13 protein-coding genes are annotated in these 14,706 nt (G+C 30.8%); 9 read left to right on the forward strand and 4 right to left on the reverse strand.

The window, feature by feature from the left end; genetic code table 11:
- Positions 1-181 precede the first annotated feature (181 nt).
- The gene (gene saoL / locus TICRE_RS10675; RefSeq protein WP_238493462.1) at positions 182-856 is read left to right on the forward strand and encodes a MerB-like organometallic lyase SaoL; all 675 of its coding nucleotides are present in this window, start codon (positions 182-184) and stop codon (positions 854-856) included.
- A 277-nt stretch (positions 857-1,133) separates the two neighbouring features.
- Here the strand turns inward: saoL and TICRE_RS10680 are convergent, their stop codons facing one another.
- Positions 1,134-1,712 carry a methyltransferase domain-containing protein gene (locus TICRE_RS10680; RefSeq protein WP_075727921.1) on the reverse strand — a complete coding sequence of 193 codons (579 nt, stop codon included), beginning with the start codon at positions 1,710-1,712 and terminating at the stop codon, positions 1,134-1,136.
- A 190-nt stretch (positions 1,713-1,902) separates the two neighbouring features.
- On the opposite strand from TICRE_RS10680, the gene TICRE_RS10685 reads away from it, so the two are divergent.
- Both TICRE_RS10685 and TICRE_RS10690 read left to right on the forward strand, forming a co-directional pair.
- Positions 1,903-2,850 carry a carbohydrate kinase family protein gene (locus TICRE_RS10685; protein WP_158016530.1) on the forward strand — a complete coding sequence of 316 codons (948 nt, stop codon included), beginning with the start codon at positions 1,903-1,905 and terminating at the stop codon, positions 2,848-2,850.
- Positions 2,844-3,764, forward strand: a complete 921-nt coding sequence (locus TICRE_RS10690; protein WP_075727923.1) for a pseudouridine-5'-phosphate glycosidase — start codon at positions 2,844-2,846, stop codon at positions 3,762-3,764. The genes TICRE_RS10685 and TICRE_RS10690 overlap by 7 nt, the downstream gene beginning before the upstream one ends.
- A gap of 15 nt (positions 3,765-3,779) precedes the next feature.
- On the opposite strand, the gene TICRE_RS10695 is transcribed toward TICRE_RS10690, so the two are convergent.
- A complete protein-coding gene (locus TICRE_RS10695; protein WP_084191938.1) occupies positions 3,780-4,889 on the reverse strand; it encodes a GerAB/ArcD/ProY family transporter in 1,110 nt (369 codons plus the stop codon).
- Here TICRE_RS10695 and TICRE_RS13795 point away from each other — a divergent pair, their 5' ends adjacent.
- Positions 4,890-5,018, forward strand: coding sequence for a hypothetical protein (locus TICRE_RS13795; RefSeq protein ID WP_269844002.1), 129 nt, complete (start codon positions 4,890-4,892; stop codon positions 5,016-5,018).
- A gap of 78 nt (positions 5,019-5,096) precedes the next feature.
- Here TICRE_RS13795 and TICRE_RS10700 read toward each other — a convergent pair whose 3' ends face one another.
- Entirely contained in the window at positions 5,097-6,248 is a 1,152-nt protein-coding gene (locus tag TICRE_RS10700) for a Ger(x)C family spore germination protein (RefSeq protein WP_075727927.1), read from the reverse strand.
- On the reverse strand, positions 6,241-7,728 hold the full coding sequence (locus tag TICRE_RS10705; protein ID WP_143583163.1) for a spore germination protein: 1,488 nt from the start codon (positions 7,726-7,728) through the stop codon (positions 6,241-6,243). The genes TICRE_RS10700 and TICRE_RS10705 overlap by 8 nt, the downstream gene beginning before the upstream one ends.
- Positions 7,729-7,923: 195 nt before the next feature.
- Here TICRE_RS10705 and TICRE_RS10710 point away from each other — a divergent pair, with 195 nt between their 5' ends.
- The 5 genes from TICRE_RS10710 (at position 7,924) to TICRE_RS10730 (ending at position 14,705) form a co-directional block, all read left to right on the forward strand.
- Positions 7,924-9,117, forward strand: coding sequence for an MFS transporter (locus TICRE_RS10710; protein ID WP_075727931.1), 1,194 nt, complete (start codon positions 7,924-7,926; stop codon positions 9,115-9,117).
- Positions 9,108-10,721, forward strand: coding sequence for a PucR family transcriptional regulator (locus TICRE_RS10715; RefSeq protein WP_075727933.1), 1,614 nt, complete (start codon positions 9,108-9,110; stop codon positions 10,719-10,721). The genes TICRE_RS10710 and TICRE_RS10715 overlap by 10 nt, the downstream gene beginning before the upstream one ends.
- A 166-nt stretch (positions 10,722-10,887) precedes the next feature.
- Positions 10,888-12,417, forward strand: coding sequence for a xanthine permease (locus TICRE_RS10720; protein WP_075727935.1), 1,530 nt, complete (start codon positions 10,888-10,890; stop codon positions 12,415-12,417).
- Between the two features lie 30 nt (positions 12,418-12,447).
- Entirely contained in the window at positions 12,448-13,122 is a 675-nt protein-coding gene (locus tag TICRE_RS10725; protein WP_075727937.1) for a cysteine hydrolase family protein, read from the forward strand.
- Positions 13,123-13,151: 29 nt separating this feature from the next.
- On the forward strand, positions 13,152-14,705 hold the full coding sequence (locus TICRE_RS10730; RefSeq protein WP_075727939.1) for a SulP family inorganic anion transporter: 1,554 nt from the start codon (positions 13,152-13,154) through the stop codon (positions 14,703-14,705).
- Position 14,706: the final 1 nt, after the last annotated feature.

Consider the following 14,706-nt stretch of genomic DNA (forward strand, 5'->3'; position numbering starts at 1 on the left):
AGTTTATCTAAGTGATAGAGTCATAGTCATGTCAACTAATAAGGGTAAAATAATGGAAGATATGAAAATAGAACTAGATAGGCCGAGGGATAGAAAATCTGAAGGATATAAGTATTATAAAGAAAAACTAACTTTAATATTAACAAAGGCAAATCCAGTATAAATAGAGGAGCAGTTAAATATGAAAAAAGACTTTAAGTTTAGATATTATCCAACAGAAGAACTATTAATAAGTAGGATAGATAAAAAATTAAACCAGTACGAAAGAAAAGTTAGACGATATCTAATGAATTATACAATTGATAATGGAAAAGCTTTTAATTTAGGTGAAACAACAGATGAAATGTCTAAAGATATAGGTTTTGAAAAAGAAGAATTAAAAGTTTTATTTGACAATCTAGATAATAAATCATCCATTGTGGTAGATGAAAATAAAAATGTAAATTTTATCTATCCAGTATCAGCAATTCCAACTAACCATAAGGTAACTTTAGCAGATGGAAGAAGCTTTAATGCTATGTGTGCTATAGATGCAATGGGAACAGCGTTTACATTTAATCAGGATATAGAGATTGAATCAATATGTAGTAATTGTGGAGATTCTATATATGTGGAAATAAAAGATGGGCAACTAATGGAGTATACCCCTGAAGATATGCATATACTTCATGTGGATTTAAATAAAAATAAGAATTGGTCAGGAGAGTGCTGAAATATCATGAATTTCTTCTGTAGGAAGAACGAATATGATGAATGGGTAGCAAAAATGAATCTATCAGAGGATGATATATTCTGTTTAAATGCAATTGAAGCTTTACAAGTTGCTAAAATGCTTTTTACTGCATCGGATTTATAAAAAATGATAGCCCCTATGATATGGTGGAAGTGTTAAGCAATACACCAAACATAGATGGGCTATTTTTATGTTAATAAATTCTTATATTATAGAACTATAACATTTACTATTTATAGGATAAAATATCTCCATTTCCAATATATTCTTTTATTTTTAAACCATATCCCCATTTTCTTGCATATTCATCTGTAACTTCATTTAATTGTATATCTATATTTCTAAAACCAGTATTTACTAAAATTTCTTTTATCTCTTCCAGAGATATTGCACCACCTACTCAAGTTCCATGTACATTTGGATCATCTTTTATTTCATCTGGTAATTCTTTTTTTAATATTATATCGGAAATGCTTATCCTTCCACCTGGCTTTAATATTCTATAGATTTCCCTATAAACTTGTTCTTTATCAGTAGACAAATTGATTACACAATTTGATATTAATAAATCTAAATAGTTGTCTCTTATAGGAAGATACTCAATTTCACCTAATCTAAACTCTGTATTTTTAAATCCTTTATTTTGGGCTATTTCTCTAGCTTTTTCAAGCATTTTATAATTATTGTCAATTCCAATTACAAGTCCTGATTCTCCTACTGACTTTGATGCTAAAAATACATCCATTCCTCTTCCAGAACCAAGGTCAGCCACCACTTCTCCTAATTTAGGCTTTCCTTTTTCTTTAGGATTTCCACATCCTAAGCCTAGCTGTGCTTCCTCGGGGATATTTTTTAAATCTTCTTCGGTATATCCTAAAGATTTATTTAATTTATCTACATCACCCTTTACTTTTATTTCCTTTTCTGCTATTTCATCATAAAATTCATTAATAGATTTTCTAATATTTTTTTTATCCATGAATTTCTCCTTTTATAAAATTTAAATAAAATATTTCTATAGATAGTATTTACTTATCATGTAATTCATTATATCATAAAAATATAAACTAATATGTACTTTTATTTTAGGAGAAGAAAATAGTAGAAATCTCTTCATGGATAGAAGTATAATTATTATATAATTAACCTAAATAAAGAAAATAAAGAAGGTGGGAAACATAAATTCAAAAAAGAATTACGCAGTTGTAGTAGGTGGTACCAATATAGATATACTTGGAATTCCAAAGAAAGGTTTAATCTATCATGATTCAAATATTGGAAATGTAAAGACATCTCTTGGAGGGGTGGGAAGAAATATAGCAGAAAACTTAAGTAGACTTTCTGTAGATACACATCTAGTATCTATAATAGGAGATGATTCATATGGAGATTTAATAATTGAATCGTCAAAAGAAATAGGATTAAATTTAGATAATAGCTTAGTATTAGAAGGCGAAAATACTTCTATATATCTTTCTATATTAGATGGTGAGGGTGATATGGAAGTAGCACTTTCTAGTATGGATATGTTTGAAAAAATGGATATAGGATTTATAAAGAGTAAAAAGAAATTGATAGAAGAATCTAAAGTATGTATAATAGACACCAATGTTCCAAAGGATACAATAGAATATATCTTAAAAAACTTTAAAGGAACCGACTTTTTTCTAGACACAGTATCTACTGAAAAGGCCAAGAAGGTAAAGGATTTAATAGGCCTTTTTCATACTGTAAAACCAAACAAAATTGAAGCTGAAATATTAACAGGGATTGAGATTAAAACTGATGATGACTTAAAAAAGGCTATAGAGTACTTTCATTCTAAAGGAGTAAAGAATGTATTTATTAGTCTTTCAAAAGATGGAGTAATATTTAGTGATGGCAAAAACATAGATAGACTAAAGGTTAAAGATCCTAGTATAATAAATGCTACAGGAGCAGGAGATGCTTTTATAGCGGCACTTAGCTATGGACATATGAGGGGACTAGATATAAGAGAAAAAGCAAGGCTTGGAGTAGGGGCTTCACTTTTGGCACTTAGCCATGAAAATACGATAAACCCAAATATGAGTGTAAAAAATATAGATAAAAAACTGGAGGAAGTTGAATTATGTTAGATAAGTATTTAAGCTTTAAAGAAGAGGTAGCAGTTGCTTTAAAAGAGAATAGACCAGTAGTAGCATTAGAATCTACAATAATTTCTCATGGAATGCCTTATCCTAAAAATGTAGAAACAGCTTTAAAGGTAGAAAAGATTATAAGGGAAAACGGAGCAGTTCCGGCAACTATAGCAATACTTGATGGTAAGCTAAAAGTAGGTCTTACAGGAGAGGAGATAGAATCTCTTGGTAAAAAAGGCGAAGATGTTATAAAGACTTCAAGAAGAGATATACCATTTATAATAGCTGGTAAAAAAGATGGTGCAACTACAGTAGCTGCAACTATGATTATAGCTAAATTAGCAGGGATAAAAGTATTTGCAACAGGAGGTATAGGAGGAGTTCATAGAGGAGCTGAGACAAGCTTTGATATATCCGCAGATTTAGAAGAACTTTCAAACACTGACGTGGCAGTAGTTTGTGCAGGGGCTAAGTCAATTCTTGATATTGGTCTTACACTAGAGTATCTTGAAACAGCTGGTGTACCTGTAATAGGTTTTGGAGTAGATGAACTTCCTGCTTTTTATACTAGAAAGAGTGGGTTTAATGTAGATTATAATATAGATTCACCTGAAATGATCGCAGCGATGTTAAAAGCCAAATGGGATCTAAATCTTCACGGCGGAGTAGTTATAGCAAATCCAATTCCAGAAGAATTTGCAATGGATTATGATACTATAAACGGTGCAATATTAGAAGCTGTAAAAGAATCACATGAAAAGGGAATAAAAGGTAAAGATAGCACTCCGTTTTTACTTGCTAAGGTAAAAGAAATAACTGGAGGAAGTAGCTTAGATGCAAATATAGAGCTTGTATACAACAATGCAAAGGTTGGAGCACAAATCGCAGTAGAACTTTCAAAATTGGTATAATAATATAAACACCCTCTAATTATTAGAGGGTGTTTTCTGTTTTTTAAGTTTTGTAACAATTAAAATAAAGATAGGGAGTATCACTTGAAAAGGAAAGGCATAATATTTATAAATTTTAATCCATTCAATCATATGCATAGTACTACTATATAAAATAAATGAAACTGACATCATAAGTAGCCCTAAAGGTGCAGAAACCCCCTTATAATCGGGAAAGTTAAATAATCTAGCAGTTCCAATACAAGATGCCAGTAGACAAATAGATACTTTTATAAATCCAGCTATTGTGATTACAATACTTACTATAATTTCAAGGCCTCTTATAAAATTTCCTATATCTATTAGGGTTACAGCATCATATGAAGGGAAAGTACTTGAACTTAAGATTGGAAAGCCCAATATAAGTATATTTCTTATAGCGACACTTAAAAGAATTAAACTCCCTATAAATAGCCCTTTTAGATATATCTTAGATGATTTCTTTTTTTCTTTAACGCTATTTAAAATTGATAGAAATATAACAGTTTCTCCAAAAGGAAAGGAAAAGTTAGAAAAACTAGCCTTTAAAATGGATAACCAACCATTTTCTAGTAGGGGTAATAAATTATTTGTATCCACCTTTGGGATAGCCATAATCAATGTTATGGCTATTATAAAGATTAATAAAGGAAATACAAACTTATTTACCCTAGCTATAACTTCCATTCCAGATTTTAAAACATAAATAGCTAAAGCACCTATAAAAAAGGTAGTTACGTATTGGGGTGTATCAGGGAAAGAAGATAGCTGTATAAATTCTGTTATATTTCTAATACAAATAGCACCTAGGTGAAAAAAATAAAAGGTGTATAGAAATCCTATTATTTTACCAACTATTTTTCCAAATAAATATTCTAGAATTTGAAATATATCTTTATTTGGATGATTATTTAAGATTTTTCCATAGACAATGACTATAGGGATGGCAAATGCTAGGGATATCAACATGGAAATCCATGTATCTTGTTCACTTTCTGAGTAGGAAACTAATGCTAAAGATGTACCGAAGATAAAAGTTATTATCAATATATAAGCTTGCGACTGAGAAATTTGTTCTTTCCTAATTGGAATGCACCTCCTTAATATATGAAGACATTTACTATATTTTCTATGAAGTTTGAGGGGCTTGGAACTTCAAACTTTAGTCCCACTAAGACAACTATTAAAAAGGAAATGGATATTATAATTAAATTAAATCCAAATAACATATGGTGATTATTTTTTTAAATAGGCATAAGATCAAAGATTATAATAAATAGGTAGAGAAATAAATATATTGGTATTATCAGCATATTACTCAACCACCTTTAATGGTTTTAAATAATGACCAGTATTTTTTATTTGTATATCACAATTTATATTTAAATCTAGATCCTTAAAGATAGAATCCCAGTCTTTTTCCATATTATCCCAAAGTCTAGGGTTTCTTTGCCGTATGATATTACCAAATCCAAATATATCAAATCCAAACTCCTTTTGCACATCCTCTATGTGGCTTTTTATTTTTTTTTCTAAGGACTTTTGAGCTAACTTTTTAAGTCTCTCCCTTCCTCGCTTGGATACATAGTCAGTAGTAGTCGTTAGTTCTCCTATGGTCACATCTGTTTTAATGGAAATATCAAAGCCGAGAGTTTGGGAATCGTATATAGGTTTTATTTTTGTATTGCTACCTAATATCTCTAAAGTTATTGTGTCATTTGGATTTCGCTTTTCAGCCTCTACATTTAAAAAACCTGCTTCTACCTGGTCTTTTATAAATAAGTAGGGTAGTATATCTTTCTCTTCTAAAAAACCTACAAGTTTTCCCATGCTAAAAACTGCTCCTCCTGATAATAAATTTGTAGGAGTTCCATCATTGTAAAATGATTTTACAGTTGGTAGTACAGTATGAACCTTTGGTATTGCAAGTGCGTTTATAACTTCATATGTCTTTAATGCAGGCACCTTTACTATGTTTTTACTTTCATTTACCATTATAGCTAGTTCAAACGATCTTACATCAGTTGAGAAGCTTTCTCTTTGTAGTACCTCTTTAGCTGATTTTTCTTTAGAAATATAAATATTGGTGGAAAGTCTTGCTTCTCCTCTTCTTACAATTAAATCTAAAAATTGAACAATTCCCTCACGTGCGACTTCTTCACTGATTATAATAGTGGTTGCATGACCCCAATAAGCTCTTTTTGCAGAAATTCTGGTCATCTTAGTAACCGCATCTGAAATAGAATCACCCTCAGTTTCCAATAGAATAGACTCAAAGCTTTGTTCTCTTTTATTGTCCTTTATATTTATAAATTCTGTTGCTATATTATATTTATCCGAATTTTCCGCCTTATCTATGGCTATTCCAGCTACTATATAAAGAGCGTTTATCTCTTTATAACTCCAACATCCTGTAAGGACTATGCTAGATATTAGGATAATAATTAATAATATATATCTATTCATCACCTTTCCCCCCAATAGTGCCTCTCTTAGAATCTTTGCTCATAAATTTTGGTCTATATCTCATATACCAAGCTGGGCCCCTTATTATAGTATCCTTTATAGACTGCATATGAAATGAGGTCAAATGCCCCATAAAAGGGATACCACATGATCTTAATGAAAATAAATGTATAATTAAAGCTAGCATACCAAATATATATCCATATATTCCCAGAACTGAGGATAAGAGCAGAAGGCCTGCCCTAATAAATGAAAGAGTTACAGTCATATTTGGTATCATAAGTCCTGTAATAGAGGAAACTCCAACTATTATAATCATAGGAGCAGATACTAGACGTGCATCGACAGCAGCTGTTCCCAACACCAACACTCCTACTATACTTATAGCCTGGCCCATCGTACTAGGAGCCCTAGATCCTGCTTCTCTTAATATTTCAAATACAGTAAGTAGGATTAAAAGCTCCACAATACTGGGAAAAGGAACCCCTACTCTAGCTGCATAGATAGTTATTAAAAGAGGAGTTTGAAGTGTTCCCTGATGAAAAGACACTAAAGATAAGTATAATGCAGGTATACTAATACTTGCAATAAAACCTAAAATGCGAAGTAATCGTCCTAAACTTGCATAGTAATAGTTTATATAGTAATCATCCCCTGCCATAAATGACTCTATAAAGAGGGAAGGAAGAGTCATAACTGAAGGACTCCCGTCAACTAATACAGCAACACGACCTTCAAGTATTTTTCCAGATATAGTATCGGGTTTTTCGGAAGTAAAGCTAGTTTCAAATAAAGAAAAAGGATTCTCATCTATAAATTCTCCAATATATTTAACATCTGTAATTCCATCTATAGAGATATTTTCTATCTTTTTAATTATATTATTTAATATATCTTCATGCACTAAGCCATCTATATAGCATATACATACTTTAGTTCTTGTTCTTTCCCCAAGGGTCATAGAGATAAATTTTAAGTCTTTAGAACAGACTTTTCTTCTTATCATACTTAAATTAGTAGACATTGATTCTATAAATCCCTCTTTTGGACCTCGAAGCACTTTTTCACTATTAGGCTCTTCGATGGCTCTAACTTTCCATCCTTTAGTAGAGTTGATAATAACTTCTTGATATCCTTCTAAAATTAAGACTGTATCTCCAGAAACAATTGCATTTACTAATTCATCTATAGATGTAGAACATTTTAGAGTGCTAGATGTAATTATTTCATTTGATAGATATGATATAAGATCTACATCATCTAATAAAACTTTGCTCTCTAAAATAGGCTTTAGTATATGTTCATTTATGACCTTTGTATCTACCATATCAGATATAAAGAAAAGGCATCCCCTTAGTCCACTATATTGATTTTGAAATATACGCATATTTATGCTTTCATCATTCTTGAATATTTCTTTAATCATCTTTATATTTTCATCTAAGAAACATGTAAGTGAATATTTTTTTAAATCCTCCATAAAAACCATCCTTTTTATACCATTAAAATTAGTATTGCCATTAAATTTTTTATAATTCGCATTGCTTATATAGAATAATAATAATTGTAATTATAAAAATATTTATGATGTATATGCTTTTACCTAATATAGAAAATATCCCATACTATGCTATAATATACTAATAATAAAGAAGTTTAGAAAGTGGGGGAATTAATGAAAAAAGAAGTAAAAAAGATATTGGCCTTTAGCGGTCTTATATGGATTATAGCAAATCTTCATCATCCAGTTACACCTTCATATTTTACAGGTTTAAAATTACCTGATCATATATTTGGAACATCTTATGCAGCGATGGTATTTGCAATATTTATAACTGCTCCAGTTTGGGGTAGTATAGGAGATAAAGGTAAGAGGAAATTGACCTTAGTTATAGCTACCTTTTTTTATGGGATAGTGCAAATTAGCTTTTCACTTACAACATCAGTTTGGAGTATATTGGTTTTTAGAGTTTTAGCAGGAGTGGGAGCGGGGGGATTTCAGGTAAGTCTGATGTCAGCGCTTGTTGATGTAAGTAAGAGGGAAGAGAGTAAAGTTATAATGGCAAACTATTCAGCAATACTAAGTGTTTGCTCAGCAATAGGTTTTCTTATAGGGGGAATGCTTGGCTACCTTACTCCTCAAACTGTATTTATTATTCAAGGTGTGTGTATGATTTTTCTTTCATTGGGGATAAAAATATTTTTAAAGGAAACTAATCCACAACAAAGAGTAGATGCTAAAAAAACTAAATTTATATGGAATATTGTAAAGGATAAAAAGAAGAGTGAAGGAGTCTTTAATCTTTGGATTATAACATTTTTATTTATAACATTTTTTGTAGGTTTAGCTTATAGTGGAAATAATAATGCATTTAATTACTATTTAAAAGCAGAATTAAATATGTTACCCGTGGTAAATGGTATATGGAAAGCTTTAACGGGAATAGTAGGATTAATTGCAAACCTTAGCATAAATGTTTGGATTATTAATAAGACAGATATAAAAAAATCCATGGTATTTATTTTATTTTTTAATGCTATATTTGCATATCTTTTATTTTTAAATGATAGTATTGTTCCATTTTTCTTATATAGCTTTCTATTTTTTACTCTCTATACTATTTTGCTTCCCATACTTCAAGGTTTTGCAGTAGAAGGAGAGATGAAAGATATAGGTTTTATGTCTGGAATGTTTAATGCTATAAAAGCATTTGGCGAGATGATTGGTGCAATAGTGGCTGGTTTTAGTTATAATTTAAGCAGTAAAATGCCCTTTTTAATTGCAGCAATTTCACTTGGTATAGCATTTATATTGTCATTTTTAAGCTATTTAAGAGATGAAAGAGGAGAGGGAGAATCATGTATATAAAAGTAAAAGATGTGTTAGAAATTGATGAATTTAAAGGTTCCCATCTAATCTCTGGAAAAGAAGGTATATATAATATTGTAACTAATGCAATGCTTATGGAAGTTCCTGATATATTTCCCTATGTTGAAAGCAATAGTTTACTTATCACTACCCTATATCCTATATTTTCAGATGAGGAGGCTATAAAAAGTCTTATCCCTAAACTTGTAGAAAGAAAAGTATCAGGCATATGTATAAAGCCTGCTAGATATATAAAAGAAATACCTCTTATTATGATTGAACAATCAAATAAATTTAATTTTCCTATCATAGAATTGCCTAAAGATGCAAACCTATCTAAATTAGTATCCTCCATACTTGAACTGTCATTGAGAAATTATATAAGTGTATTAAATTTTAGAAATTATGTACATGAGCGATTGATGAAATTATTTCTAAATGGTGAAGATATAAATGCACTTATAAATAATTTATCTGAAATAGTAGATTATCCAGTTCTTTTATTAGATAATGATATGAATATAACCCATATATCACAAGATATAAGTAAAGAAAATGTATCTATATTATCAACAAATGATAACAAATATAATGAGTTAATAATAAAATTACAAGATAAAGAATACGATGAAAACACTTATATAAAATATTCTATTAAAGCAGGAGAATCTAAATTTGGATACATTCTATTATTAAAAGGTGAAAATGAAAATAAAAACTTGATAGTTGCAGTTGAACAGGCAGCTTTGCTTATAGCCTCAGTATTTTATAAAAACTATGCTGTGATGGAGAAAGAAAGAAGTTTTCAAGATGCATTTATTAGAGATATTCTTCAAGGTAAAATATATTCACCTATAGATATCATAAAAAATGCCAAAAATTTTGGATGGGATATAAAGTTTCCACAGGCAATCATGATTATAAAGATACTAACGGATAATTATGAAAAGAAAAAAGAGATATATGAATATATATTGTACTCAAACATTATAGAAAAGACACTTGAAAAATATATGTCAATTAATCTAAATAAAATTAAGATAGTATATATAGATGATTCTCTTGTAATTTTTATCAACTCAATATTTATAAATGATATTAGAGAAAATTTTATTGAAATTGGTAAAATGATAATTAAAAATTTAAATACAAACATCAAAATGGGCATAGGAATATCAAATATAATAAATAATATAAATGATTTTCCCTTAGCTTACTCAGAAGCTCAACAAAGTATAGTTGCAGGATCTATATTAAATAAAACATCTTTTGTCAGTCATTATAGTGATTATGAAATGTTTGCTATTATAAAAGAAGTAAGAGATATTGATATATTAAAAAAGTATCTAAACAATAAATTAGGAAAAATAATAGAATATGATAAGGAAACAAATATGGAACTTATGGAGACACTAAAAGCTTTAATTGAAGAAAACTTTAATATAAAAAAAGCTTCAGAAAAACTCTTTATACACTATAATACTTTAAGGTATAGGATAGAAAGAATAAAAGAGCTCGGAATAGAGATAAAAGATGGATTCTTTATAGGTGAATTGGTTTTAGCATATAATATATATCTATGGTTAAATGCAAATGATAGTTAATAGATTACAATATTATTGCCATATAAAAACACGGAAAGTGATTTTCATTGTAGAGAGTTGACAATGGAATCGCTTTCTTTTAGTTATATATAACGATGACTTTGAAATCTAATAATGATAACATTATAGTATAAGTAAGGTAATACAAAATGAAAGGAGTAAATATATGGAGAACAATAAACCTAAGTTATGGCATAAAAGTGATATCAATGGTTTCTTTGGACTTTTTACAAATAACTTAACTAATATTTTAGTTATGGCTAGCCTTTTAACTGTATCTATAGGGATGCCTGGTTGGATAGTTTTTGGAAGAATATTACCGGCTGTTGGACTTTCAATCTTTTTAAGTGGAATTTACTATACTTGGATGGGTTATAAACTTGCCGTAAAAGAAAAAAGAGACGATGTCACAGCCCTTCCTTCTGGAACTAGCGTTCCACATATGTTTCTTATAGCTTTTTTAATTATGGGTCCAGTTTATTGGGATACTGGAGATGCACAATTAGCATGGTATGCAGGTCTTGCTTGGTGTTTTATTGAAGGACTTGTAGAACTATTTGGCTCTATAATAGGCCCTAAGTTAAGAGATACTATTCCTAGAGTCGCTATGTTAAGTGCACTAGCAGGAGTATCAATAACATTTATAGCCATGAACCCAGCTATGCAAACGTTTAGAATCCCATATATAGGCCTTGTATCTTTTGTAATTATACTTCTTGGATGGTTTGGTAATATGAAGATGCCCTTTAATATTCCGGTTGGATTATTTGCTATAATCATTGGAACAATAATTGGGTGGACAAGTGGATATATGGATTATGATTCTTTAATTTCATCGTTTTCAAGTGTCAAACCTTCATATGCAAGATTTTCAATATCAAATATAGTTAAAGGTTTAAAATATGCAGCTCCTTATTTAACAGCTGCAATACCATTAGGAGTGTATAACTTTTTCGAAACAATGGATAATGTAGAGAGTGCTTCAATAGCGGGAGACCATTATGGAGTAAGGGAAACTCTTATAGCAGATGGTGCTACATCTATAATTGCAAGCCTTTTTGGTAGCCCTTTTCCAACTGCTGTATTTATCGGACACCCTGGATGGAAAAGTACAGGCGCAAGAATTGGATATACATTTGTTATGGGCTTAGTAATTTTAATAATAACATGGTTAAATTTAATAACATTACTCTCAAACTTAATACCTTTAGTTGCAATAGTTCCTATACTATTATATATAGGTATTATGATAGGTACACAGGCATTTACCGCTGTAGATGGCAAATATGCTCCGGCAGTATTACTTGGAATTATCCCTTGGATTGCAAATTGGTCACAGGGTAATATTGATAATGCACTAGGACTTGCAGGTAAAAGTGCTGAACAAATTGGATTTGATAAATTAGCAGTAGCAGGACTAGAATATGGCGGGATGTTAACTTTAGGAGCAGGAGCGATACTAGTAAGTATGATATGGTCTAGCCTCTGTGTTTATATTATAGACAAGGAATTAAATAAGGGAATTGTTGTTGTATTAGTAGCGGCAGGACTTACATTTTTCGGGATAATTCATACTTCAAGCATAGGAATTGGAAATGCCAATGATGTAGTAATAGCTTATTTAATGGTTGCGGCATTATTATTTATAATGGGTAAAACCCAGAATAATGATTTAAATATAAAAAAACAATTATAAACAATTATAAAAAAACAGGAGGAATTTAAAATGACAAAGTATACAGTTGATGCAAAGCCTTATGAGTTTGAGTTTAATTTGGAAGAGACAGCTTTAATTATTATTGATATGCAAAGAGATTTTTGTGCTCCAGGTGGATTTGGTGAAAAACTAGGAAATGATATAACTCCTACAAGAAAAGTAATAGAACCAATTAAGAATGTATTAGAGGTTGCAAGAGAAGCAGGTATGCTAGTAATTCACACTAGAGAAGGTCATAGACCAGATTTATCTGACTGTCCTCCAAATAAATTGAGAAGAAGTAAAAGACAAGGTGCTGGAATTGGTGATATGGGACCTATGGGAAGAATTCTGATAAGAGGAGAATATGGACACGACATAGTAGATGAACTTACACCAATTGAAGGCGAACCAATAATAGATAAACCTGGTAAGGGTGCGTTTTACCAAACTGATTTAGATATCATATTGAAAAATAAAGGAATTACTAATCTTATAGTTACAGGAGTTACAACTCATGTTTGTGTACAAACTACAATAAGAGAAGCAAATGATCGAGGTTTTAATTGCTTAATGTTAGAAGATGGTACAGCTGCATTTGATCCAAAAGATCAAGAAGGTTCTATAAGAATGATAAATCAACAAGGTGGTATATTTGGTTGGACTACAGAGTCTAAGTATATTTTAGAAACATTAAAAAAATAAATTGATTTAATTTTAAGGAGGCGTAATAGATGACAAATAAAAATGGAAATAATGGAGCCTCAGCTAATGGTACTCCTTGGTGGGTAAAGGGAGATTTAAACGGTTTTTTCGGTTTGTTTAGTAACTCTCTTACTAACTTTTTAGCAGCTATAGGATTACTTGTCTTTGCTATAGATATGCCTAAAGAAATTGTTTACGGTAGAATTGTACCAGCAGCGGCACTTAGCATAGGTCTTGGTAATCTAATATTAGCTTGGCAGGCCAAACAACTTTCTATTAAAGAAAAAAAAGGAGATGTAACAGCACTTCCTTATGGGCTTAGTGTTCCACATTATTTTGTAGTTGCATTTGCAGTAATTCTTCCAGTACATCTTCAAACAAATGACTGGAACCTTGCATGGTCTGTTGCATTAGCATGGAATATAGTACAAGGATTGATTATGACAATAGGAGCTTTTGTAGGACCTTATATTAAGAAATATATACCTAGAGCAGCTATGCTTGGATCTTTAGCTGGACTAGCTATAACATATATAGCTATGAATCCTATGGGAGAAATATTTACCACTCCATATATTGGACTTACAACACTAGCTATAGTAGTTGTAGGATGGCTTGCAAATAAAAAAATGCCTGGAAATATCCCAGCAGGTTTAGTTGCTATAATAGTTGGCTCAACACTAGCTTGGGGAACTGGATACATGGATATTGGAGCTGTAAAAGAAGCAGCAAGTGGTTTTTCCCTAGCATTTCCAAAGCTAGCAGTAGGAAATTTAGCAGAAGGATTTGCTTATCTTTCACCTTTTTTAGCAGCGGCAATTCCTCTTGCAATATATGACTTTTTAGAGAGTTTAGACAATGTGGAAAGTGCAGAGGTTGCAGGAGATCATTATGATACTACAAAAGCTATGCTTATTCCAGGAGTATTAACTCTACTAGCAGCCTGTTTAGAAAGTCCATATCCAACCATAATATACATTGGACATCCAGGATGGAAAGCTACTGGAGCTAGAGTAGGATATGCTTGGCTTACAGGTGGAGTTATGATAATAGTAGCACTTTTAGGATTACTACCATTAGTACTAACATTGATACCACTAGTAGCTTTATTACCAATATTAGTTTATATCTCAATGGTGATAGGGGCTCAAGCTTTTTCTTCAACAGAAAAAAGACATATACCTGCATTAATAATAGCGTTTATGCCTTTTATAGCAAGCTATGTAGTAACTCAAGTAAATAATGCACTTGGAGCTGCAGGTACAAGCGCAGCAAAAGTAGGAATAGAGGCTTTAACAAGTAGTGGTATTCCTTATGAAGGATGGAAAATACTTGGATCGGGAGATATTTTAGTTGGAATGATGCTAGCTACAATAGTTATATTTGTAATAGATAAGAAATTTAAAATATCTGCAGTTTATAGCCTTATAACAGCAGCATTATCGTTCTTTGGTATAATTCATGCTTCCGAAATTGGATTTGGTACAGGTGGAATGGTTTCCTTAGGATATGTAGCGATGGCTGTAATATTTATGATTATGGAATATTACAGAAAAGAAGAAAATGTAATTACTGAAATTTAAT

This window comes from Tissierella creatinophila DSM 6911, from assembly GCF_001940565.1.
GTDB classification, from domain to species: domain Bacteria; phylum Bacillota; class Clostridia; order Tissierellales; family Tissierellaceae; genus Tissierella_A; species Tissierella_A creatinophila.

Bases quoted from the DNA above. Each gene is read 5' to 3' on its own strand.
- TICRE_RS10680 (WP_075727921.1), bottom strand. From the start codon at position 1,712: ATGGATAAAAAAAATATTAGAAAATCTATTAATGAATTTTATGATGAA.
- TICRE_RS10690 (WP_075727923.1), top strand. From the start codon at position 2,844: ATGTTAGATAAGTATTTAAGCTTTAAAGAAGAGGTAGCAGTTGCTTTA.
- TICRE_RS13795 (WP_269844002.1), top strand. From the start codon at position 4,890: ATGAAGACATTTACTATATTTTCTATGAAGTTTGAGGGGCTTGGAACT.
- TICRE_RS10700 (WP_075727927.1), bottom strand. From the start codon at position 6,248: ATGAATAGATATATATTATTAATTATTATCCTAATATCTAGCATAGTC.
- TICRE_RS10705 (WP_143583163.1), bottom strand. From the start codon at position 7,728: ATGGAGGATTTAAAAAAATATTCACTTACATGTTTCTTAGATGAAAAT.
- TICRE_RS10710 (WP_075727931.1), top strand. From the start codon at position 7,924: ATGAAAAAAGAAGTAAAAAAGATATTGGCCTTTAGCGGTCTTATATGG.
- TICRE_RS10715 (WP_075727933.1), top strand. From the start codon at position 9,108: ATGTATATAAAAGTAAAAGATGTGTTAGAAATTGATGAATTTAAAGGT.
- TICRE_RS10720 (WP_075727935.1), top strand. From the start codon at position 10,888: ATGGAGAACAATAAACCTAAGTTATGGCATAAAAGTGATATCAATGGT.
- TICRE_RS10725 (WP_075727937.1), top strand. From the start codon at position 12,448: ATGACAAAGTATACAGTTGATGCAAAGCCTTATGAGTTTGAGTTTAAT.
- TICRE_RS10730 (WP_075727939.1), top strand. From the start codon at position 13,152: ATGACAAATAAAAATGGAAATAATGGAGCCTCAGCTAATGGTACTCCT.